The 21,461-nt window shown below is 51.2% G+C and carries 17 protein-coding genes; 7 read left to right on the plus strand and 10 right to left on the minus strand.

From position 1 onward, the window contains the following. Positions 1–50: 50 nt before the first annotated feature. Together ING2E5A_RS08115 and ING2E5A_RS08120 are read right to left on the minus strand one after the other, a co-directional pair. Positions 51–1,634 (minus strand): alkaline phosphatase family protein, encoded by a 1,584-nt coding sequence (locus ING2E5A_RS08115; RefSeq protein WP_071136968.1) that lies wholly within the window; start codon positions 1,632–1,634, stop codon positions 51–53. Between the two features lie 43 nt (positions 1,635–1,677). After that, positions 1,678–2,925 carry an Lnb N-terminal periplasmic domain-containing protein gene (locus tag ING2E5A_RS08120; protein ID WP_071136969.1) on the minus strand — a complete coding sequence of 416 codons (1,248 nt, stop codon included), beginning with the start codon at positions 2,923–2,925 and terminating at the stop codon, positions 1,678–1,680. A gap of 146 nt (positions 2,926–3,071) precedes the next feature. Between ING2E5A_RS08120 and ING2E5A_RS08125 the strand changes: the two genes are divergently transcribed. Next, complete coding sequence (locus ING2E5A_RS08125) at positions 3,072–3,674, plus strand: SagB/ThcOx family dehydrogenase (RefSeq protein WP_071136970.1); 603 nt, start codon at positions 3,072–3,074, stop codon at positions 3,672–3,674. 86 nt (positions 3,675–3,760) lie between these two features. Here the strand turns inward: ING2E5A_RS08125 and ING2E5A_RS08130 are convergent, their stop codons facing one another. Continuing rightward, positions 3,761–4,015, minus strand: a complete 255-nt coding sequence (locus ING2E5A_RS08130) for a type B 50S ribosomal protein L31 (RefSeq protein ID WP_071138273.1) — start codon at positions 4,013–4,015, stop codon at positions 3,761–3,763. Positions 4,016–4,155: 140 nt separating this feature from the next. Between ING2E5A_RS08130 and ING2E5A_RS08135 the strand changes: the two genes are divergently transcribed. From ING2E5A_RS08135 to sov, 3 genes are all read left to right on the plus strand, one after another. Next, on the plus strand, positions 4,156–5,382 hold the full coding sequence (locus ING2E5A_RS08135) for a CinA family nicotinamide mononucleotide deamidase-related protein (protein WP_071136971.1): 1,227 nt from the start codon (positions 4,156–4,158) through the stop codon (positions 5,380–5,382). A gap of 65 nt (positions 5,383–5,447) precedes the next feature. Next, on the plus strand, positions 5,448–6,038 hold the full coding sequence (gene ruvA, locus ING2E5A_RS08140; protein ID WP_071136972.1) for a Holliday junction branch migration protein RuvA: 591 nt from the start codon (positions 5,448–5,450) through the stop codon (positions 6,036–6,038). Positions 6,039–6,160: 122 nt separating this feature from the next. Then, positions 6,161–13,108 carry a T9SS outer membrane translocon Sov/SprA gene (sov, locus tag ING2E5A_RS08145; RefSeq protein WP_323726909.1) on the plus strand — a complete coding sequence of 2,316 codons (6,948 nt, stop codon included), beginning with the start codon at positions 6,161–6,163 and terminating at the stop codon, positions 13,106–13,108. Positions 13,109–13,121: 13 nt separating this feature from the next. Here the strand turns inward: sov and ING2E5A_RS08150 are convergent, their stop codons facing one another. The 4 genes from ING2E5A_RS08150 to ING2E5A_RS08165 are packed head-to-tail and all read right to left on the minus strand — an operon-like array spanning position 13,122 to position 15,323. Continuing rightward, positions 13,122–13,805 (minus strand): cell division ATP-binding protein FtsE, encoded by a 684-nt coding sequence (locus ING2E5A_RS08150; protein ID WP_071138274.1) that lies wholly within the window; start codon positions 13,803–13,805, stop codon positions 13,122–13,124. Beyond that, positions 13,805–14,269, minus strand: coding sequence for a DUF4870 domain-containing protein (locus ING2E5A_RS08155; RefSeq protein ID WP_071136974.1), 465 nt, complete (start codon positions 14,267–14,269; stop codon positions 13,805–13,807). Before ING2E5A_RS08155 ends, ING2E5A_RS08150 begins: the two co-directional genes overlap by 1 nt. 39 nt (positions 14,270–14,308) lie before the next feature. Further along, positions 14,309–14,887 (minus strand): TlpA family protein disulfide reductase, encoded by a 579-nt coding sequence (locus ING2E5A_RS08160; protein ID WP_083373262.1) that lies wholly within the window; start codon positions 14,885–14,887, stop codon positions 14,309–14,311. Positions 14,888–14,915: 28 nt separating this feature from the next. After that, complete coding sequence (locus ING2E5A_RS08165) at positions 14,916–15,323, minus strand: VanZ family protein (protein ID WP_143102526.1); 408 nt, start codon at positions 15,321–15,323, stop codon at positions 14,916–14,918. Between the two features lie 173 nt (positions 15,324–15,496). On the opposite strand from ING2E5A_RS08165, the gene ING2E5A_RS08170 reads away from it, so the two are divergent. From ING2E5A_RS08170 to ING2E5A_RS08180, 3 genes are read left to right on the plus strand one after another with little or no spacing between them, the layout of a single operon-like run. Further along, positions 15,497–17,164, plus strand: coding sequence for a S41 family peptidase (locus ING2E5A_RS08170; protein WP_071136976.1), 1,668 nt, complete (start codon positions 15,497–15,499; stop codon positions 17,162–17,164). 16 nt (positions 17,165–17,180) lie between these two features. Continuing rightward, the gene (locus ING2E5A_RS08175; protein ID WP_071136977.1) at positions 17,181–18,251 is read left to right on the plus strand and encodes a CapA family protein; all 1,071 of its coding nucleotides are present in this window, start codon (positions 17,181–17,183) and stop codon (positions 18,249–18,251) included. 2 nt (positions 18,252–18,253) lie between these two features. After that, a complete protein-coding gene (locus ING2E5A_RS08180) occupies positions 18,254–18,712 on the plus strand; it encodes an MgtC/SapB family protein (protein WP_071136978.1) in 459 nt (152 codons plus the stop codon). Here ING2E5A_RS08180 and ING2E5A_RS08185 read toward each other — a convergent pair. The 3 genes from ING2E5A_RS08185 to asnA all read right to left on the minus strand — a co-directional run bounded on the left by ING2E5A_RS08185 (position 18,697) and on the right by asnA (position 21,391). Continuing rightward, positions 18,697–19,572, minus strand: coding sequence for an N-acetylmuramoyl-L-alanine amidase-like domain-containing protein (locus tag ING2E5A_RS08185; protein WP_071136979.1), 876 nt, complete (start codon positions 19,570–19,572; stop codon positions 18,697–18,699). The genes ING2E5A_RS08180 and ING2E5A_RS08185 overlap by 16 nt on opposite strands. A 3-nt stretch (positions 19,573–19,575) precedes the next feature. Next, positions 19,576–20,238 carry a uracil-DNA glycosylase gene (gene ung / locus ING2E5A_RS08190; protein ID WP_071136980.1) on the minus strand — a complete coding sequence of 221 codons (663 nt, stop codon included), beginning with the start codon at positions 20,236–20,238 and terminating at the stop codon, positions 19,576–19,578. Positions 20,239–20,353: 115 nt separating this feature from the next. After that, positions 20,354–21,391: an aspartate--ammonia ligase gene (gene asnA / locus ING2E5A_RS08195; RefSeq protein ID WP_071136981.1), complete on the minus strand. Its 1,038-nt coding sequence runs from the start codon at positions 21,389–21,391 to the stop codon at positions 20,354–20,356. Positions 21,392–21,461: the final 70 nt, after the last annotated feature.

A 21,461-nucleotide genomic window follows, 5' to 3' on the forward strand; every position in this document is an offset into this window, starting at 1 on the left:
CTCTCCGATCCCCTTGATTTGAATTGTTGAATTAACTGTTGACTATCTCGTTAGAAGAGTTCTTTCAATATATTGGCTTTTGCTGCGTTGGGCGCCCTGATCCGCAACCGGTGCGAAACGCTGGGAGCTATCTCCGTGGCTTCAATCACACGGTCGATCCGTTGCGGCTTGATATTGTTTCCGAAAAAGATTACCGGCGCATGGACGGCATTATCCCTTACCCGGACATTGGTGTTGGGATTCTCCTCCTGCACCACCCTCCAGCCGGGTTGCAACTCCAGGTAGAGGTCGCCCGAAATCCCCTTGAAAAAGCCGTTCCGGTAATGTTGTACCCGTTGGTTGTAAGCTCCATGCAACATCTGATGAGAGGTGATCACATCCTGTACACCGGACGAATGGACCAGGAACTCGGCAGCTTTCTGCTGAAATTCCACGAAATTGATCTTCCGGTCCTCGATCAGTTTCCGGTTGAAAAAGAGCTGCTGGTTGTAATATTTGCTCACCCACTGTTCCCGGCCGTAAATGGCCATAAGATACATGTTGAGCAGGGCGATGCTTCTGTCGGGATAGAAATCGCCACCCGAGGTCACCATGTCGGCAGGAATTACCTCCTGTTCATTGAAATATCCGGTAGATGCCACGAAGATCAACGCATTATCCAATCCTACTGCCGTGTCGATCGCATCCAGCAACTTTCCGATCTCCTGATCGAGCCGGTAGTAGGTATCCTGCACTTCAACCGAATAGTTCTTGTCGAGCGAATTTTCAAAATTCCCGGCGTAGAAGGTCAACGCCAGAAAGTCTGGATTCTGCCGTTTCCCGAGTGAGTTGGCGATCAGTACCTTTTCCGCGATTTCACGCACCTCGGTGTTGACGAAAGGCGACTGTTTCAGGAGCCGCACATGATTTTTCCTGTCTGCGCCGAAATAGTGCTGGAAATTATAGAGGTTCTTCGTATAGGGAAAAGCGTTGTAGTTGGAGACATCGATGGCCGGTCGCCACGTAATGGAGCCGATCTTCTTGCTCAAGGCTTCCGGCGTCCGGTTATGTTGCTCCACAATGGGTTGACGGGTTTTATAGAAAGTGGTGGATGCCCAGTTGCCGGTCATGTCTTCCACCCAGTATGCACCGCTGGCGGCATGTCCTCCCGAGGCCAGCGCCTGCGAGGCATGAGGCGCAAATGCAAAAACATCCGACTGTCCGCCGGAGGCAATCTTCAACTCGTCGGCAATGGTGGATACCTTTACAGGCAACGGGGAATAACGTTCGGTTGTAAAGGTTCCGGCATAATTTTCATCCGCGAAGGTGGGAACCTCCCGGTTTTCTTTCAACAGGAACCGCATCTCCCCGGTAATGCCATGATAGGAAGGATTGGCACCGGTGAAAATGGTGGTGATGGTCGAAGCCCTGTCGAGATAGGGAAAATCAAACTCCAGATCGGTATATACCAGCCCCTCGTTCATCAGCCTCTTAAACCCTTTTTCCCCGAAAGTGTGTTGAAACATCTCCAGGTAATCGCCGCGTAACTGGTCGATTGTGATTGCCACAACCAGCTTTGGTATGTTATGTGTCTCCTGGGCACAAAGTGCAGTTACTGAAAAAAGAGCTACAAGAGAGGAAAATATTCTATTCATTTATGTCAATATCATTCATTTTATTCCATGGCCCTGCTTCGCTTCACTCGCCCCAACCTGCCTTCATATATTTGGATGAAACGTAGCGCTTGTTGGTTTTTCTTCCTTTCACCTGCATGAACAGATTCATTCCCGATCTGAGCCAAAGGCACATGGAGAAGGGAATGCTTGCCAACGGTAACTGTTGAGGCAGTAACCACCAGAGAAGCAGAAAGAGGGTTAGGACTGCAAAGTTAATAAAATGATAGATATTTACCACGTTTTTCATCGCTTTTACCCAAAATAAAACGGCCGCGACAAGCGAGAAAATATTTAGCCAGGCAAAATTCCAGTTGGGATTGGTGGCCGGATGTTCCGAAAAGAAGATCAGAAAGAAGATAATCAATCCACCCAGACCATACACGCCGAAAAGGATGGTGTCGAACACCCGGTGTATCCGGCTTTTATTCCATTTAACATACTGGATAGCTGATATGATGATGGTGATCAGCAGAAGCGCGAATGCTGCTATTAATGGAGAACATAGAGCCTGTTCGCGATCACTCCTTGCCTGGTTTGTGCCGGTCAGCAGCGTTGTGGTACTCTTGACGAGCGGATAGCTGACCGAGTCGCTCTTTACTACCGTGGCCCCTTCAAACGACTCTTTAAGGTAGGAGGGGATAAACATCCTGGCCCGGACGTCGATCGGCCGGTCGGCTTCGGCCCCTATCACCAGATCGACGCCAAACTTGTTCCATGGATATGGAGAGAGGCATTCGTGCAGGAGATCGCGGTAGGTCTGTTCCTTCTGCATGGGAGGATAGAGTATCGTGCCGCCGGCATGCTGTTCCACCATATCCCTGGGGCGGGTGGCACAGTTGTCGTAAAAATAGTTGTAGCGATACCCCCTGTTTTCCGGCAGGTGATTGATGTATAACGCCTCCCAGAGCCGTTGTTTCTCAGCCTGTGAGAGGTTGAGCTCCTGCTCATGGACAGAGACCCGCTTAAAAATATACTCTTCGATAAATGTTTCAAATGGAGTCGCTCCCAGGATATAGTCGGTCTCACCCCGCATGAAACGGTAGACGAAGTTGGGCTGTGAAGGGTCGAAGTAGCCGTAATTGAAAACTACGTCAATACCGGTAGAGTCGTCCTGTACACGGAGGGCGGTGTGACCGTAGAAAGCATATACAGCTCCCGACCATGGCCCGCAGGTCAACAAGCTTATCCGGGCACTGTCGCTCAATATGCCCTGGGCATGTGCAGAAAACGACATCGTGACAAGGATGAGGGCGAAAAGGGATTTCTTCATTATCGACTGATCTTATGTTATAGTTGCAAATTTACATATAAAAGTTTATTTTCAAGCCTGCCGGATAATTTGAATAGCTTGATCTACCGGTTGTGGTTATCCATTATTTGGTTATTTTTGCATACGGTAAATCTAAAATTGACGTCATGAACAAATTGATTCTCTCACTTTCGATCTTATTGCTGACAGCTCCATTGGTTGCACAGGAGATCAGGCTTCCCGCTCCCGACAAGAAGGGAGGAAAACCGCTGATGCTGGCACTGAGCGAACGCAAATCTACCCGTTCTTTTCAGGAAAAGGAGCTGCCTGCCCAGGTTCTCTCCAATCTGCTTTGGGCAGCCAACGGATTCAACCGCGAGGATAAACGGACTGCCCCCACTGCCGTAAACAAACAGGAACTTGAACTTTACGTGGTGATGAAAAAGGGGATCTATTTCTACAATGCGCGGGAACATAAGCTGACATTGGTAAAGGAAGGCGATTACAGGGAGATTTCGGGCACGCAGCCATACGTTGCCGACGCGCCGGTCAATCTCCTCTTCGTTTCCGATCTGGCAAAGGCGGCGTCAACGAATTACGCCTATACCGATTGCGGTTTTGTGGCACAAAACATCTATCTCTATTGCGCTTCGGAAGGGTTGGCAACCGTTGTGCGCGGTTCATTCGACAAGAAGAGAGTTGAGGAGCTGCTACAGCTGCCGGCATCTCATGAGGTGTTGCTGGCGCAGACGGTAGGTTATCCTAAATAGCCTATAGTGGTGGTGTTACCGGTACAAAAAACGCGGTGATTTTCGAAAGAGAATCACCGCGTTTCCATTATATCCCGGCCAAGGGATTATTTTTTCTTGCGATCGCCGTAACGGCTCATGAACTTGTCGACACGTCCGGCAGTATCCACCAATTTCTGTTTTCCAGTGTAGAATGGATGTGATGAGCTGGTGATTTCAAGTTTTACCAAAGGATAAGTAACACCATCAATTTCAATGGTCTCCTTGGCATTTATAGTGGAACGGGAAATGAAGATTTCATCGTTCGACATATCTTTGAAAACTACCGGGCGGTAATTGCTGGGATGAATTTCTTTTTTCATTGTGATATGATTTGTTTTTGTTGCTTCGGATTTTTGGACTGCAAAGATATAACAATTGATTGAAAAAGAAAAATTAAATGAAAATAATTTCGGAAAAATCGGTTCCAAACGCTTAATTTTGTAAAAAATCGGTTTTAACAATGAAAATAGCGATCATAACGGTGGGAGACGAGATCCTGATCGGAGAAATTAGAGATACCAATTCGATATGGATGGTGGCTGAACTTACCCGTGAGGGATTTGAAATCGTGAACATTATAACTGTAGGCGACAACGAGGAAGATATTGCGAAAGGGATCGATTTCGCATTTTCACGTGCCGATATCGTGCTGATGACGGGCGGAGTGGGCCCCACCCGCGACGATGTCACCAAGAGGGCACTCTGCAATTATTTTCATACCGGCCTGACCTTTGACCAGGAGGTGCTTCAACAGATCGAACGGCTCTTTACAAAACGGAACTTCACGCTGAATGAACCTACAAGGAATCAAGCATATGTGCCGCAAGGGTGCACAGTAATCCAGAACCGGGTCGGAACCGCCCCCCTGCTCTGGTTCGAACGGGAGAATCAGCTTCTGGTCTCGATGCCGGGGGTTCCGTTCGAAATGAAATCGGCGATGAGGGAGGAGATCATACCGCGTTTGAAGAGCCGGTTCCTGCAGGATGAGTACCTGAAATCGCACTTCCTGGTATCTGGAATCACCGAATCGTCGCTCGCCCTTCAGTTGGAGAAGTTTGAAAGGCAGCTTCCCGAGGATTTTTCACTGGCCTATCTCCCTGCAAATGGGTTGATCAGATTGCGGCTTTCGGTCCGTGGCCTGAGCCGGCTACCGGAGATGCAGCTCCAGACAGAACAGCTCAAGAGGGAGTTGCAGGAGCGGCTGGTTGCCGAGAGCGACGAACCGGTGGAGCTGTTATTGGGAAAGGCCTTGAGAGGCAGAAAACTGACCATCTCAACCGCCGAGAGCTGCACCGGAGGCTACATTGCTCACCGCATAACGCTGGTGCCGGGGGCATCGGAATATTATAAGGGTTCGGTTGTTTCGTACGATAACCGGATCAAGATCTCCATGCTGGATGTGTCGCGCAGCGCGATCGAGTCGTTCGGAGCCGTCAGCCGGGAGGTGGTGGAGGAGATGGCGCTGCAGGTGGCGGCGAAAATGGAGAGCGACTGCTCCATCGCCGTTTCCGGCGTTGCCGGTCCCGATGGCGGAACAGCGTTGAATCCGGTAGGAACCGTATGGATCTCCACCCGGTTGCACGACAGACAGATGACGCAGAGGTACCAGTTCGGCTTATCCCGCGAAGAGAACATCAACCGGACGACCAACATGGCCATTGTGCAGATGATGAAAATGTTGGGGTAAAATATACTTTTTGGAGAATCCTTCCGTTATATTTATTGAATCGAGTACAGTTATTTTTCAAGTTTATGATTGACTACATCAAGGGAGAGATCACTGAACTGACGCCCACATCGGTTACGGTCGAGTGCAACGGGATCGGTTACCAGGCAAACATTTCACTCAACACCTACTCCGCACTCAACGGACAGGCGACGACCCGTCTCTACATCGTTGAATCGATACGTGAAGATGCTCATCAGCTCTTCGGTTTTGCCGACAAGCATGAGCGGGAGATCTTTTTGCATCTTATCAGCGTATCGGGTGTGGGGCCCGGCACAGGGAGGATGATACTCTCGTCACTCACTTCCCGTGAACTGGAGGCTGCCATCGCCTCCGAGAATATTGCCATTCTTCAGTCGGTAAAAGGTATCGGCGCAAAGACGGCACAACGGATCATTATCGATCTAAAAGACAAGATCAAGTTCACCGAGGAGGGTGCAACCGTAAAAGTTCCGGCGACCCCAAGCTCATCTGAAGCAGCCCAGGAGGCTGTTTCCGCACTGGTGATGCTGGGATTTGCCAAACAGGCTTCTGAAAAGGCGGTGTCAAGGATAGCCAAGGAGTCCCCGTCGCTATCGGTAGAGGCTATCATCAAGGAGGCGCTGAAACGGATGTAACATGAGGTGGTTCATTGAAAAGCACGGCCATACATAAACTTGCCTTCATCCTCCTGCTTTTGGTCGGCGGGACAATCACCCTTCCTGCACAGCGGCAAGATACGACAGGCGCAAGTTCCCCTTTGTGGAACACGTTACTCCGGGCTCCATCGAATATGAAGACCGAAGTGATTTACGATTACAGGATCAACCGCTACATCATCCGAAACATCGTCGGCGACAAGATAATCGGTACTCCGTTGGTCATGACGTCCGATGAGTATATGAGATATTCGTTCAATGAACTGAATAGCAAATACTTCAAGGAGAAGAACAGATCAAGGAGAGAGGACCGGCCTGCGAAAAGGGAGCCGTTGCAGTTGCTCGACAGGCGCAAAGGCAATTCACCGATAGAGGATATTTTCGGTCCGGGCGGAGTGCGGATCACCACCAACGGATCGATTGAACTTAGCAGTGGCATAGTAAGCAACCGGATCGACAACCCCACCCTGCCCGAACGCTCCAGGAAGCGGAACAGGCTCGATCTCGACCCGAAGATCCAGCTTGACGTAAATGCCCGTGTCGGCACCAAAATCAATTTCGGACTCAGCTACGATACCGAGGGTGTTTTCGATTTTGACAGCCGGCAGATCAAGCTGGCCTATCAGGGTGACGAGGATGAGATCATCAGGAATATCGAGGCGGGAAACGTGAGCATGAGCTCCAGAAACTCGCTCATCAATGGCGGTACATCGCTTTTCGGTATCAAATCTGACCTGCAGTTCGGCAAGTTGCGTGTCAGCACCGTCTTGTCGCAACAGAAATCGGAGTCCCGCTCCGTCAACTCGCGCGGGGCAACCCAGACCACTCCATTCGAGTTAACTGCAGATCAGTATGATGAAAACCGCCATTTCCTGCTGGGACACTATTTCAGGGAGAACTACGACAAGGCGCTGGCAAAGTTGCCATATATCGAGTCGCCGGTTGCGATCACCCGGATCGAGGTTTGGATAACCAACAAGCGGGGTAACTATGATCAGGTGCGCAACGTAGTGGCATTTGCCGACCTGGCGGAGCGGAACGCCATCCATAACCCCCTCTGGTCACCGTCGGGCAGTGAGGCTATACCGCACAACGAGGCCAATACGATGTACCGTCAGCTGGTGTCGACCTATGCAGCGGCACGCGATATCAGCCGGGTCGCATCGGTCCTTCCCCCCTCCGTGGCCATCGGACGCGATTATGAGAAGATAGAGAGTGCAAGGTTGCTTTCTCCCTCCGAATATAGGTTACAGCCGCAACTGGGCTATATCTCCCTGCGGACGCCGTTGCAGGCTGACGAGGTGCTGGCCGTTGCCTACGAATACAGGTATAACGGCAAGGTCTACCAGGTGGGAGAATTCTCCGGAGATGTAGGTCGCGAAAACAACGGAACGGCCGCCTATCCCGACGGGGCGCTGTTTCTCAAGCTGTTAAAACCGGTATCCCTATCGCCGCAATCCTATACTTGGGACCTGATGATGAAAAACATCTACTCGTTGGGATATGGCGCCTACAATATCCAGAAAGAGCAGTTTGCGCTCAATATCAGCTATCTGAGCGATACTACCGGTATCTATCTCGATTACATTCCCGAAGGCAATATCCGCGACAGGTTGTTGCTGAAGGTGATGAATCTCGACAACCTGAACATGAAAAACGATCCCTACCCCGACGGAGCATTCGATTTTGTGGAGGGCTACACCGTCTCTACCGATAATGGACGGATCATCTTTCCAGTACTGGAGCCGTTCGGTTCGCACCTCCGGAAAGAGATCGGTGACGATGCCGTTGCGGAGAGATACCTCTTCCAGCAACTTTACGACTCCACTCTGACGGTTGCCCGGCAGTTTGCGGAAAAAAACAAGTTCAGGATCTCGGGCCGATACCGGAGCAGTTCGAATGCCGAGATCAACCTGAATGCCACCAATGTGGCACGCGGTTCCGTCAGGATAACGGCCAACGGCGTTACCTTGAACGAGGGAGTCGACTATACGGTAGATTATCTCTCCGGGACGGTGACCATTCTCAATCAGGCGATCCTGGATGCGGGTACGCCGCTCTCGGTAACACTCGAGGATCGGTCGACATTCAGCATGCAGCGCAAAACGATGATGGGGATGGAGCTGTCATATGATTTCTCGAAGAATCTGACCGTTGGCGCCACCCTGATGCACTATTACGAGAAGCCGCTGATTGTCAAGACCATCTTTGGCGATGAAGCGGTCAAAAATACCCTATGGGGTCTGAACAGCTCATTCCGGAAGGAGTCGCATGCCTTTACCCGGTTGCTCGACATGCTGCCGTTTGTAGAGGCTACCGCACCATCGCAACTGACGGGCAACCTGGAGTTCGCCCAGATGATTCCCGGACACTACAGGAACAGGTATACGGGTGGTTACTCCTACCTGGACGATTTTGAAACCTCCACATCGAGAATCGACCTCCGCTCCCCATACGGCTGGTCGCTGGCGTCAACACCGTTTAACGACACCTCCACCGCTCTCTTTCCCGAGGCGGCACTGACCAACAATATCGATTACGGGAAAAACCGGGCACACATGGCCTGGTTCCATATCGACGGGATGTTTACACACCGCAACTCTTCGCTCACACCCTCGCATATCAAAAATGACAAGGAGCAGCTGTCGAATCATCTGGTGCGCGAGATATATGAGCGGGAGATCTTCCCCGACAAAGAGATCATTTATGGTGAACCACCCACACTCCCGGTGCTCAATATCTCTTTCTATCCCAATGAACGGGGTCCCTACAATCTCGACACCGAGGTTGATTCAAACGGAAAGTTGCTCCATCCGGAAAAGCGGTGGGGAGGAATCACCCGAAAGATGGAGGTTCGAGATTTCGAAGCTGCAAACATCGAATATGTCGAGTTCTGGCTGATGGATCCGTTTGTAAATGATAAAGCGGGAGCCCTGCAGGGTGGCGACCTCTATATCAACCTGGGCGAAATTTCGGAAGATGTGTTGAAAGATGGTAGAAAGTTCTTCGAAAACGGCCTGCCGGTGAACGGCGATACAACTGCGGTCGGCACCAGCGTATGGGGTAGATATCCGTTGCGCCAGTCCACCGTCTACGCGTTCGACAACTCAAACGGGAACGAGTCGCGCCGCCTGCAGGATGTGGGACTGAACGGGCTGAGCACGGAGCAGGAGAAAAGTTTTCCTGCCTATGTCAACTACCTGAACGGGATCATCCCGAAACTTTCGGATGAGACCTTGCAGCAGATGGCCAGGGATAGACATTCACCGTTGAATGATCCCTCGGGCGACAATTTCAGACATTACCGGGGAGAAGAGCTGGACCGTGCCGGAGTGGGCATCCTGGACCGCTACAAATACTATAACGGTACCGAGGGAAACTCCCTTGCACCCGATGAGTCGCAGCCTTACTCAACCGCGTCGCGCACAACGCCCGACGTGGAGGATATCGACAACGACAATACGCTGAACGAGAATGAGTCGTATTACCAGTATAAGGTAGAGCTCCGGCCCGGAATGATGACCGTTGGGAGCAACTATATTGTCGACAAACGCGAGGCGACCGTTCAATTGCGTAACGGGAAGAGGGAGACGGTGAACTGGTACCAGTTCAAGATTCCGCTCCGCGAATACCAGTCGCGCATAGGCAACATCCAGGGATTCAACAATATCCGCTTCATGCGGATCTTTCTGACCGGTTTCGGGCAGCCGATATTCCTTCGCTTTGCCACATTGGAACTGGTGCGCAGTGAATGGAGGGCATATGGCCAGAGCCTGCAGACGGATGGCAATCTCCCGGGATCTGGAGAGTTGGAGATCTCTACAGTGAGCATCGAGGAGAATGGCGACCGTACTCCGGTGAACTATGTTCTTCCGCCGGGGGTGACACGGATCATCGACCCGGCCCAGCCACAGCTCCGACAACAGAACGAGCAGTCCATCTCGCTGAAAGTGAGTGACCTGGAGCCGGGTGATGCACGGGCCATCTACAAGAATGTGATGTACGACCTGCGACGCTATAAACGGCTTCAGCTCTTCGTGCACGCCGAGGAGACGGTGAACGGCACTCCCGGCCTGCAGGATGACGAGATGAGCATCTTCTTGCGTATCGGATCAGACTACCGTGACAACTACTATGAATATGAGATTCCGCTCAAATTGACACCCGCCGGACATTATAACACCAATATTCCCGAACATCAGGAGAGGGTCTGGGACCCCGCGAACCGGTTCGATTTTCCGCTTGAACTGCTGACGAGCCTGAAAATGAGACGCAATGAGGAGAGAAGGGATGACGGCGGTGCATTGTACCGGGTTCCATATTATGGACCTGATCCGGAGCGTCCCGGCAACAGGGTGGGTGTTGTTGGAAATCCGTCGCTTGCCGAAGTGAAGGTGATGATGATCGGTATCAGGAACAGGACAACCACCACCGAGTCGATCGAGGTGTGGGTAAACGAACTGCGGTTGAGTGAGTTCGATGAAAACGGCGGTTGGGCTGCACAGGGAAATGTGAGCCTGGCCCTGTCGGATATCGGCTCGGTGACGGTCTCCGGAAGGATGGAGACGGCAGGTTTCGGGGCACTCAACCAGAGTCTGCTGGAGCGCAGGAATGACGACTACTCGCTGGTGAGTGTCACCATGAACATGGAGCTGGGAAGGTTCCTGCCAGAGCCGGTCAAGCTGTCGGCCCCCCTCCATTATGCCTATTCCAGCCAGACGGTCACCCCAAAATATGATCCGTTCAACACCGATATCCTGCTGTCGGGACCGGATTCGATCATCAACCTCTCCGTCACGCGGACCACGAGCCGCAGTTTGAGCCTGAATAACGTGAAGATGAACATAAGAAGCCGCAACCCGATGCCGTATGATCCTGCAAATTTCAGTCTCAGTTACGGTTATGGCAAGAGTCACTTCCGGAGTCCCGATACCGAGTACAACAACACCATCTCGCAGCGGTTGCAGGCAGAATACAGATACACGCCCAATGTGAGACCGCTTGAACTTTCCAAGCAGCTCCAGCTCAATTATCTTCCAAATTCGATCCGGATCGGCAGCCGACTGATACGTAACTACCAGGAGACGCAGTTGCGTGATCTGAGCGGCTCACTGTCGGCTATCCCTTTGCCGAAGGGAGCATATATCACATTCAGTCAATACTTTATCTGGAACAGGGATTTCTCGGTAAACTGGGAGATGACCCGGAACCTGAAGAGCTCGTTCCATTCTGGCACCATCGCTGAAATTGAAGAGCCCTATCTTCAGGTGAACAAAAAACTCAACCGTGACGATTACGAGATATGGAAGGATTCGGTGGTTCAGAGCATCACCAGCCTGGGCAGGCCGCTCAATTATGAACAGAGCGCAGAGGTGACCTACACGCTTCCCCTTCAGCTTATTCCGGCATTGGAGTGGATAGGCGTGAGCACGGCTTACAATTCCCGCTACCGGTGGGAACGGGGTGCCTTTATTCATGACGAGAAGATCGGTAATGTCCTGCAGAACGACCTGTCGTTCACCCTGAACGGGCGGCTTAATCTAACGCAGCTCTACAGCAAGGCAGGACTCCTGAAAAATGGTGGTCAGGCTTCCGGTACATCACTCGGCAGATACCTGGCGGAAGGAGCGATGATGCTGCGGAGTGTAAATCTGAATCTCGGATTGAGATCGAGAAACGATATTCCAGGCTTCGATCCTGTTGTCGGCGACTTTTTTGGACAGGGAAACAGTGTAGAGGGACTGATCCCAGGGTTGGGCTTCGCGTTCGGATTCGACGGTGGTGAAGATTTCCTGAAAAGGGCCGATCGAAACCGTTGGCTCGTGAAAAACAGCAACAACATCACACCGGCACTGTATCAGCAGACGGAAAACCTGAACCTGGAGGCGATCCTTGAACCAGTTCGGGGCTTGAGGATAGGGTTGAATGCCATCTATGAGAATAATCGGCGGACAGAATTCCAGCATATGCTGGACGGAATGCCCGAGACATATGGGGGCAGTTTTGCAATCAGCACGTTGACCTTGGGCTCGGCATTTGAGCACTATTCAGCCGGAAACAACTACAGGTCGGCATCGTTCGACCGGTTCCTGGAGAAACGGGAGGTAGTGGCGGAGAGGTTACGCGACCGGTATGGGCGGTACATGCCGGCCGGGCGAGTCGACCTCAATTCGGTAGATGTGCTGATTCCCGCTTTTCTAGCAGCCTACACGGGAGGGGATGCCGGGAAGATCGGGCTGACTCCATTCCCCGACCGTCTCTCGGCCATGCCTAACTGGGATATTGCCTGGAATGTGACTCAACTCCTGCCGATACTCCGGAGAAACTTCAAATCGCTAATTCTCACACACAAATACCTTTCGCAGTACCGTGTTGGCTCATTCACGTCGTTCACCGGATGGGTGCCGCTGGAAGAGGGAACCGACCTCGGTTACGTTCACGACATAGTGACCGGTCTACCGGTACCATCATCGCCATACGATATTTCCGCGGTCAACCTGATCGAGTCATTCTCTCCGCTCATCGAGGCTCGGGGAGTACTGGAGAACAACATGATGCTCAATTTCCGGATCAACCGCACCCGCTCTCTCAACCTGAACATCGCCTCCTACCAGATCGTGGAGAGCAGTGAGAACGATCTGCTCTTTGGATTGGGTTACCGGATGCCGGCTTTTAACCGTATTATCGGTTTCGGCTCAAACTCCATGAAGAGCGGTCGCCGGCCCAAGAACAGCTCCCGCTACCGGACTGAACAGCCGTTCAACGGCGACGGTGGACAGGAGTTCTCGAATGATCTGATTCTTCGTGCGGATCTGTCGCACAAAATTACAGAGGTACTGATTCGCAAGATAGAGGATCGGTTTACGCAGGCAACCAGCGGATTGAAAAGTACCGCCATCCGCCTCTCGGCCGATTATTCACTGAGCCAGTCGGTTACCCTCCGTGCATTTTTCGACAAGACCATCCAGCTCCCGCTGGTCTCTTCATCAGCATATCCCACGGCCAACACCAGTGCGGGGATGAGCCTGAAGTTCAATCTCAACCAGTAAACCGATGGCGTTGTCAGGCAGGGTGGTTCAAGTCGACCAGCCCCATCTCCTCGCACTTCATGATACGCCCCGGGAAGGTCTGGACAATGGAATAGTTGTGGGTAGACATGATTACAGCAGTACCTGTTGCGGAGATCTGCTGTAACAGATCGACGATCTGGCTGCCTGTCTCCGGATCGAGATTGCCGGTAGGTTCATCGGCGAGGATAAGCAGGGGCGAGTTGAGCAACGCCCGGGCAATTACAATGCGCTGCTGTTCACCTCCCGAAAGTTCGTGAGGCATCTTGTAGGTCTTGTTCTGCATGCCAACCTGCACCAGAACCTCATTGATACGGTTACTGATGGCTCCCTTCTCTTTCCAGCCGGTGGCCCGGAGTACAAACTCCAGGTTCTTCTCAACCGTACGGTCGATCAGGAGCTGAAAATCTTGGAAAACGATGCCGATCTTCCGTCGCAGGTAAGGGATCTCTTTTCTCTTCAGGTCCTGAAGCCGGTAATCGAAGACACGTGCATCGCCCTTCTCGATCGGTATCTCGGCATACATGCTCTTGAGCAGGGTACTTTTCCCCGACCCCACTTTACCGATAATGTACAGGAAATCTCCCCGGTTAACCTTCAGGTCTACATCGCGTAAAATTATATTTTCCTCTCTGTTTAGTTGAACACCAGTATATTGCAACAAAATACCTTCACTCATCATTTAAAAAATTGAATAATAAATGGATATCTCCAATATTCGCCATTGTTGGCTTTGACGGAGGCCATAATGACAAAGATCAGGTAAGCCACACCCAGAACGAAGAGCAGTGGTATACCGATAATGGTAATCGCCAGTATCGCAGTGTAGATGAGGTAACTGATCGTGAAATTCAATATGTTCTTGCCATGCAGATCCACGTTGGGATTGTTCTCCTTGTTGGCTATCCAGAGGAGAACGGGCACCGCAAAACCGGCGAACGGAATCACCAGTCCCAGCAATTGGGAGAGATGCATCAACATCAGGTAGCTCTTTTCCGCCATTCCGAAAAGGGGCTTGCTCCCCGAAAAAGATGAAGAGGGACTCTCGTTCAGTATCTTTGCCTTTTCACGCTGGTACTCCTCTTCGGTTATGCTCCCTTTTTCACGGAGCTGATCCAGGATTTTCAAATCTTCGTATTTCATTTTCTTGAGGTTTAAGGGGTTTGTTGACAACCGGGAGAATCACTCTTCACTCCCGCCATTCACCATCCTGTCGATCAAGGAAACCATCTGGCCGAATTCCTCTTCTTCAAACAACCGGGTAAGCATCACGATCTTACCCTCCCGATCAATAATAACATTACGGGTGATGCCGGCATCCTTCTCGGCATACAGCCCGAAAATTCCCCCGTCGGGATCCATACCGATGGGATAAGTAACGCCCGTAGCGTCGCGGAGAACCTGAATCTTCTCTGCCGGTTCTTCACGGTCGATGCCAAAGAGTGCAAACTGAGGATTATCCTTGTGATTCTGCCAGATATCACGCTCGATATGTGGCATCTCCTTTCGGCAGACTCCGCACCAGCTTGCTGTAAATTGCAGCATCACCACTTTTCCACGCAAATCGGAGAGCCTCACCTTCTTGCCGTCGGGGAGACTCATCTCAAAATCGGGAGCAGGGTCTCCCACCTTTACCAGGTATTGACGCGCGTCACTCTCCTGTATGGTATTGTGAGAGGCAATACTGCTCTTCTTTTCTGCCCGGTTGCAGGAAAAGCATACCGCTGCGACCAGTAGAACATAAAGTAACTGCTTTGTCATATCGTCAGATGTATTTGATAGATCCGTCCTACAAAGATAGTTTTTTTTCCTGTTTTCGTCTCCGTTGATATAAAAAGAGAGCGATCAGCACGGCGGTGGCCGAACCCAGGAGATCTGCCACAAAATCGGCCATCTCGGCACTCCGGGTGCTGAAGAAGTACTTCTGCATCAATTCGATCATCCCGCCGTAGATAACAGGCAGAACACCTCCCCAAAATAACCAGCGTCCCATCCTGGGGCGACCGCCATGCAGCTGGTAATAATCGAACAGGGAGACGGCCGACAGGACGAAGAACATCCCGTAATGGGCAACTTTGTCCCACGCCACAACCTGTGGCAGATCGGGAACATCGTCCGACCGGAGCAGGCAAGTTACTATGAATATCAGGAAACCGACTAGAACGGGAAGGAGAATATGGCGGAAGTTACTCTTCATACGGGGCATCACTTTGTGAAAAAAACGTCTCAAAGATAGTTGAAAAAGTCGACTTCCTGCTCCATTTTAAAAACATATAACTAAAACAGTCCCGCAAATTCCTGAAAAATTCGTTTCTTTGTCAGCTAAACAGAAAAATAAGGACAAAAACATTTTTCGGATTTTCTTAGAACATGAAAAAAATTCCTTTTCTTATATTGATCCTGCTGGTAACGACAACCGCAATGGGGCAGACTACGCAAGCCGACAAGAACAAACGGTATTTCGATATCAACAAGAGCATCGACATTTTCAATTCCGTTATCAGGGAGCTGGATATGTTCTATGTAGACAGCGTGAAGGTGGATAGCTTGATCAACAGTACCATACGGACCATGCTCGCCCGGATGGATCCCTATACGGAGTACTACGCAGAAGAGAACATCAAAGATCTTCAATTCATGACAACAGGCGAATATGGGGGTATTGGAGCGATCATCTCCTATAACGACAACCGGGTGGTGATCAACGAACCCTATAAGGGGCTTCCGGCAGACAGGGCCGGCCTGAAAGCCGGCGACACCATCCTTCAGATTGATGGTTCGGATATGAGAAAGGCTACGGTGAAGGAGGTCAGCGACAAGCTGAAAGGGATGCCGGGCACCTCACTGAAACTGAGGATTCACCGTCCCGGCGAGAAAAAATCGCGGGAAATGAAGCTGGTACGCGAGAAAATCGAGATCGATCCCATTACATATGCCGATGTATTGAACGACAATGTTGGCTATCTCCACTTTTCAGGTTTCACCAACGGCAGTTCCGACAGGGTAAAGGAGACGGTTCTGGACCTGAAGAGGAGGGGTGCCGAATCGCTGGTGATCGATCTTCGCGGAAACGGTGGTGGTATCTTGGATGAAGCTGTCAATGTTGTAAACCTTTTCGTGAAGAAAGGTGTGGAGATCGTCTCCACCCGGGGAAAGGTGAAGCAATGGGACAGGTCGTACCGAACCCAATACCAGCCGATCGACACGCTTATGCCGATCGTGGTGCTTATCGATACAGGTTCGGCCTCGGCCTCCGAGATTGTTGCCGGATCGCTGCAGGACCTGGACCGGGCAGTTATCATCGGGAACCGCTCTTTCGGCAAGGGGCTGGTGCAGACGCCGCGTGACCTGCCGTACGGAGGAAACATCAAGATCACCACTTCGAAATATTATATCCCCAGCGGACGTTGCATTCAAGCACTCGACTATTCACACCGCAATCCTGACGGCTCGGTGGCGCGTGTACCCGACAGCCTGACCCAGGTTTTCAGGACCAGAAACGGGCGTGAAGTGCGTGACGGCGGCGGCATTATCCCCGATTATGTCATTCCGCAGGAAAAGAGCGGTACAATCGGATACTATCTGCTTGCCGACAACATTATCTTCAATTTCGTGACCGAGTGGGCAATGAAGCATCCCACTGTGGATGCACCCGAAAGTTTCCAGCTTTCGGATGCCGACTACGAAGAGTTCAAACAGTATGTGAAGGGACGCGATTTTCAGTACGACCAGATGAGCAACCGTTCGTTGCAATCGTTGAAGGAGATCATGGAGTTTGAGGGATATTTTTCAAATGCCTCGGAAGAGTTCAACGCTCTGAAGAAGAAGCTGCAACCCGATCTCGACCGGGATCTGGAGCTTTTCGGGAAGGAGATCCGGAAGATGATCGAAACCGAGATCATGCAACGGTACTACTATAAGGAGGGGGTATTGATGTACGAGCTCCGCGACGATCCTGTACTGAAGAAAGCCAGGGAGGTGCTGAAGAACAGGGAACTCTACGACCGGACACTCCAGCCCCAGCCGGAGAGAGCATAACATTACCGATATCTGTATGGCCACCCGTTTGACAGCCATGATCCTGCTTCTGTTCCTGATTTTTCCGCTTTCTCAAGCCCAGGAGAAACAGGTAAGGCTGCTCTTTGCCGGTGATGCCATGCAGCATCTACCGCAGATAGAAGCTGCCCGGACAGCGGAGGGGTACAGTTACGACTCCTGCTTCTATCTGCTGAAGGAGAGGGTCGAGTCGGCCGACATCGCCTGTCTCAACTTCGAGACCACGTTGGCCGGTAAACCCTATACGGGATATCCGCTATTCAGCGCGCCCGATCAGTTCGCCATTGCACTGAAAGATGCCGGATTTGATCTCTTTTTTCTGGCCAACAATCATATAGTCGACAAGGGCCAAAGAGGATTGGAGCGTACCATCAGGGTGTTAGACTCGATCGGGATAAAGCATACCGGAGTATTCCGTTCGAAGGAGAGCCGGGGGTTGAACTACCCCCTGATGATCATTAGGAATGGTATCCGGATGGCCTTTCTGAACTATACCTACGACACCAACGGGCTTGTGGTTGCACCGCCCAATATCGTAAACAGTATGGATACAGTGCAGATAAAGCGGGATCTCCGCCTGACGAGGCTATATTATCCCGATATGGTCATTGCCAACATGCACTGGGGGAACGAGTACAGCACAACTCCCAGCCGCGAACAGCGTGACCTGGCCAGTTTTCTTGTCAGAAATGGAGTCTCTATCATTATCGGCAACCATCCGCACGTGGTTCAGCCGATTGTCGCCAACCGCCGGGATGGAAATATCGAAAGCGTGGTTTACTATTCACTCGGCAACTTTATCTCCAATCAACAAAGGCCAAATACCGACGGCGGGGCAATAGCCGAGATTGTGATTGTGAAGGAGAACGAGAATAGCCCGGCCAGGATAGCCTCTTGCGATTATTCGCTGGTCTGGGTAAGGAAATTTAGTGAAGACGGGAGACTGAAATACAGGTTAATCCCTGTAGAGATAGATGAAAAGGAGGTTATTCCGGAAATGAGTCCGGATGAGTGGCAAAGAATGAGTGCCTTTGCCTCCGACATGAACCAACTCATAGGATCTTTTTAATCATGTCAACATTGGAGTTTGTTTTTCGCCTGCTGGCGGCTGTTGCTTCAGGTGGCGCAGTGGGACTTGAACGTCAGATCAACAACAAGAGTGCCGGATTCCGCACCAATACCCTGGTAGCAATGGGCGCATCTATCTATGTGCTGATCAACGTGATTCTAACCCAAGATGGCGGCGATCCTACCCGGATAATCGGTCAGATCGTCACGGGAATCGGTTTTCTGGGAGCCGGTGTTATCCTTCACAAGGGTATAAATGTACAGGGACTTACCACCGCCGCCACCATATGGTGCAGCGCTGCCCTGGGGTCACTTGCGGGACTGGGCATGTACCTGGAGCTGCTGATCTCCACGCTGTTGATCATCCTTATCAACACCACGTTCAAGAGGGCAGACCGGTGGTTTATGGGTGAAAAGAAGAAGAAGAAAACCAAAAACAGTGACGATCATTCGTTGGAATGATCTCCCAGCACCGGCATCACCATGATTCCGGTGCACGACTTCTGCCGTTCACAATAGTCGCTCAACGTCGTCTCGTCGATCACCACTTTTTTCCTGGCGCTGGAGGCATGGATAAAGGTCAGCCTCCCCTCGCTCTTGTAGGCAAAAGCGGTATGCGACGTATCGAGACCCTCTACGGAGGTTGTGAAGGCGATCATGGCCATGTGCGGTATAGCATCCTTTTTTGACTCGATTTCGCCTTTGGGGAGGTAGTAGAACCCACCCCTGGCATTGATAGACTCTTCGATCGCCCTGATCTTTCCCAGCATCTCATCATCTTTTTCCAGTGCGCGGTAGGCGGACCGGTGCGCGGTCATGAAATCGATCGGTTTCGTCTCGCGGATTCCACCCAACTGCCTGGCCGATTCCGACAGGATTCCCTTCCTGACGTTGTCGTACACCCAGTCGGAGGTATAGTGCAACCGGGAATCATACCCGCCGGCAATTCCGTTCCGGTACCTGATCCGCTCTATCCTTGCAGCAAATTGATCGAACGAAAGGTCATCGGAAGCAGCTGTAAGGGCAAGGGCGATTACCGACTCCACAAAAGTGACGCAGTCCATCTCCCTCAGGTTGATCACTACCTTTTCGGTATTGTTCCTGTCCAGTGTCCCTCCGACATAAGGCGTGCCGAGAAAGTAAACGGCAGTATGGTGCAATATCATCTCCAGCGTTTGCGACCGGTAGGGAGCGATATATTTCGCATACCGCTCGAAAATCTCACGATCCTCCGCCTTGAAGTCGACCGTCTGTGAAAAGGTGGTGACAAAGGGCAATGAGGCGAATAATATCAGTATAGGAAGGGTTGCTGCACGTTTCATAAGCTACCACTCGATAGGAGTAATGCCTTTTGATATCAAATAGGCGTTTGCTTTGCTAAAATGCTTGTTTCCAAAGAATCCACGGTGAGCAGACAATGGCGAAGGGTGTGGAGATTTCAATACAAGATGTCTATTCGTATCGACTGCCGCCCCTTTTTTCTGGGCATAGGCCCCCCAAAGGATAAAAACCAGATTTTCCCGCTCGGTGGCCAGGTGATGGATGACGTTATCGGTAAACTCCTCCCACCCTTTATGCTGATGCGAACCGGCCTGATGGGCCCTGACGGTGAGCGTCGCATTCAGCAGGAGGACACCCTGCCTGCTCCACCTCTCCAGGTTACCCGATGTTGGAACCGGCCTGCCCAGGTCATCACGGATCTCCTTGTAGATATTGACGAGCGACGGGGGAATATCCACTCCGTCGTTGACCGAGAAACACAATCCATTGGCCTGGCCCGGTTCGTGATAGGGATCCTGACCTACAATGACCACTTTTACCTGATCAAACGGACATTGGTCGAATGCGTTGAAAATCAGCTTTGCCGGTGGATAGACTGTTCGTGTGGAATACTCCTGGCGGACAAAATCGGTCAGTGCCTTGAAATAGGGTTTTTCAAACTCGTTACTTAACCGTTGTTTCCAGCTCTCTTCAATTTTTACATTCATAACGGTTCACTCGGGGATAGACTGCTGGAGCAGTCGGTTTTACTGAATAAACAAAAATACAAAAAAAGCGATAGAAAGTGGAAATTTCGGGCGACAATAGAGCAGCAATTCTGGACTAAATCAGAAAAATGTCGTTGTCGGCCGCCTCCTTCCGCATCTCTTTCGGCCAAATACTGGCCTGGATCTCCCCAATGTGCGCTTTGCGAAGGTAGTACATGCAGAGGCGTGACTGCCCGATTCCTCCTCCAATGGAGAGTGGCAGTTCACCGTTGATCAGCCGTTTATGGAAAAAGAGCTCCAGTTTTCCCTCCTCATTTTTGATCTTCAACTGCTTCAGCAACGCCTCCCGGTCTACACGGATTCCCATTGAGGAGAGTTCCATCGCTCTTCCGAGTACCGAGTTCCAGACTAGCAGATCGCCGTTCAATCCCTCAAAACCCTCCTCGTTGAGCGTTGTCCAGTCGTCGTAATCGGCAGATCTGCCATCGTGGGGTTCCCCGTTGGACAACTTCCCGCCAATGCCGATGATGAATACGGCACCGCACGCTTTAGTGATGACATCCTCACGCTCCTTGGGGGAGAGATCGGGATATCGCTGCAACAGCTCTTCGGACGAGATAAAGGTGATCTCCCGCGGGAGTTCGGGTATCAACCGGGGAAAGGCTTCATGCACCAGATATTCGGTCCGGAGCATGGCGCTGTAGATTCGTCTCACAATATCCTTCAGGAAAGAGACCCGCCGCTCGCTCTCGTCGATAACCAACTCCCAATCCCACTGGTCGACATATAATGAATGGAGATTGTCGAGCTCTTCGTCAGCCCGGATGGCATTCATATCGGTATAGATACCGTATCCCTTTTCAATTCCATAATCGGCCAGGGTCATCCGTTTCCATTTGGCCAGAGAGTGGACAATCTCGGCAACGGTATCGTTCATATCCTTGATGGGGAAACTGACCGGGCGCTCCACCCCGTTCAGATCGTCGTTGATACCGGTACCTTTTGCCACGAAAAGCGGTGCAGTAACACGGCGCAATCGAAGCTCCGATGCCAGATTCAGTTGGAAAAAATCCTTGATTTTCTTGATTCCCAGCTCCGTCTGTCTAAGGTTTAACAGGGGTTTGTATCCTTTTGGAATGATCAGATTTGACATTTTGTATGGTTCATTGTTGTAATATTCCACAAAGATACATCAAATATTCAATTTGTAAAATATTTTCCAA

The organism is Petrimonas mucosa (genome assembly GCF_900095795.1).
GTDB lineage: Bacteria > Bacteroidota > Bacteroidia > Bacteroidales > Dysgonomonadaceae > Petrimonas > Petrimonas mucosa.

What these genes read in the sequence shown, in the direction of transcription:
- ING2E5A_RS08135 (WP_071136971.1), top strand. Translation starts at nt 4,156, where the DNA reads ATGAAAATAGCGATCATAACGGTGGGAGACGAGATCCTGATCGGAGAA.
- ING2E5A_RS08125 (WP_071136970.1), top strand. Translation starts at nt 3,072, where the DNA reads ATGAACAAATTGATTCTCTCACTTTCGATCTTATTGCTGACAGCTCCA.
- ruvA (WP_071136972.1), top strand. Translation starts at nt 5,448, where the DNA reads ATGATTGACTACATCAAGGGAGAGATCACTGAACTGACGCCCACATCG.
- ING2E5A_RS08165 (WP_143102526.1), bottom strand. Translation starts at nt 15,323, where the DNA reads ATGAAGAGTAACTTCCGCCATATTCTCCTTCCCGTTCTAGTCGGTTTC.
- ING2E5A_RS08160 (WP_083373262.1), bottom strand. Translation starts at nt 14,887, where the DNA reads ATGACAAAGCAGTTACTTTATGTTCTACTGGTCGCAGCGGTATGCTTT.
- ING2E5A_RS08185 (WP_071136979.1), bottom strand. Translation starts at nt 19,572, where the DNA reads ATGAAACGTGCAGCAACCCTTCCTATACTGATATTATTCGCCTCATTG.
- ING2E5A_RS08115 (WP_071136968.1), bottom strand. Translation starts at nt 1,634, where the DNA reads ATGAATAGAATATTTTCCTCTCTTGTAGCTCTTTTTTCAGTAACTGCA.
- ING2E5A_RS08180 (WP_071136978.1), top strand. Translation starts at nt 18,254, where the DNA reads ATGTCAACATTGGAGTTTGTTTTTCGCCTGCTGGCGGCTGTTGCTTCA.
- ING2E5A_RS08130 (WP_071138273.1), bottom strand. Translation starts at nt 4,015, where the DNA reads ATGAAAAAAGAAATTCATCCCAGCAATTACCGCCCGGTAGTTTTCAAA.
- ING2E5A_RS08120 (WP_071136969.1), bottom strand. Translation starts at nt 2,925, where the DNA reads ATGAAGAAATCCCTTTTCGCCCTCATCCTTGTCACGATGTCGTTTTCT.
- ung (WP_071136980.1), bottom strand. Translation starts at nt 20,238, where the DNA reads ATGAATGTAAAAATTGAAGAGAGCTGGAAACAACGGTTAAGTAACGAG.
- asnA (WP_071136981.1), bottom strand. Translation starts at nt 21,391, where the DNA reads ATGTCAAATCTGATCATTCCAAAAGGATACAAACCCCTGTTAAACCTT.
- ING2E5A_RS08170 (WP_071136976.1), top strand. Translation starts at nt 15,497, where the DNA reads ATGAAAAAAATTCCTTTTCTTATATTGATCCTGCTGGTAACGACAACC.
- ING2E5A_RS08175 (WP_071136977.1), top strand. Translation starts at nt 17,181, where the DNA reads ATGGCCACCCGTTTGACAGCCATGATCCTGCTTCTGTTCCTGATTTTT.
- ING2E5A_RS08150 (WP_071138274.1), bottom strand. Translation starts at nt 13,805, where the DNA reads ATGAGTGAAGGTATTTTGTTGCAATATACTGGTGTTCAACTAAACAGA.
- ING2E5A_RS08155 (WP_071136974.1), bottom strand. Translation starts at nt 14,269, where the DNA reads ATGAAATACGAAGATTTGAAAATCCTGGATCAGCTCCGTGAAAAAGGG.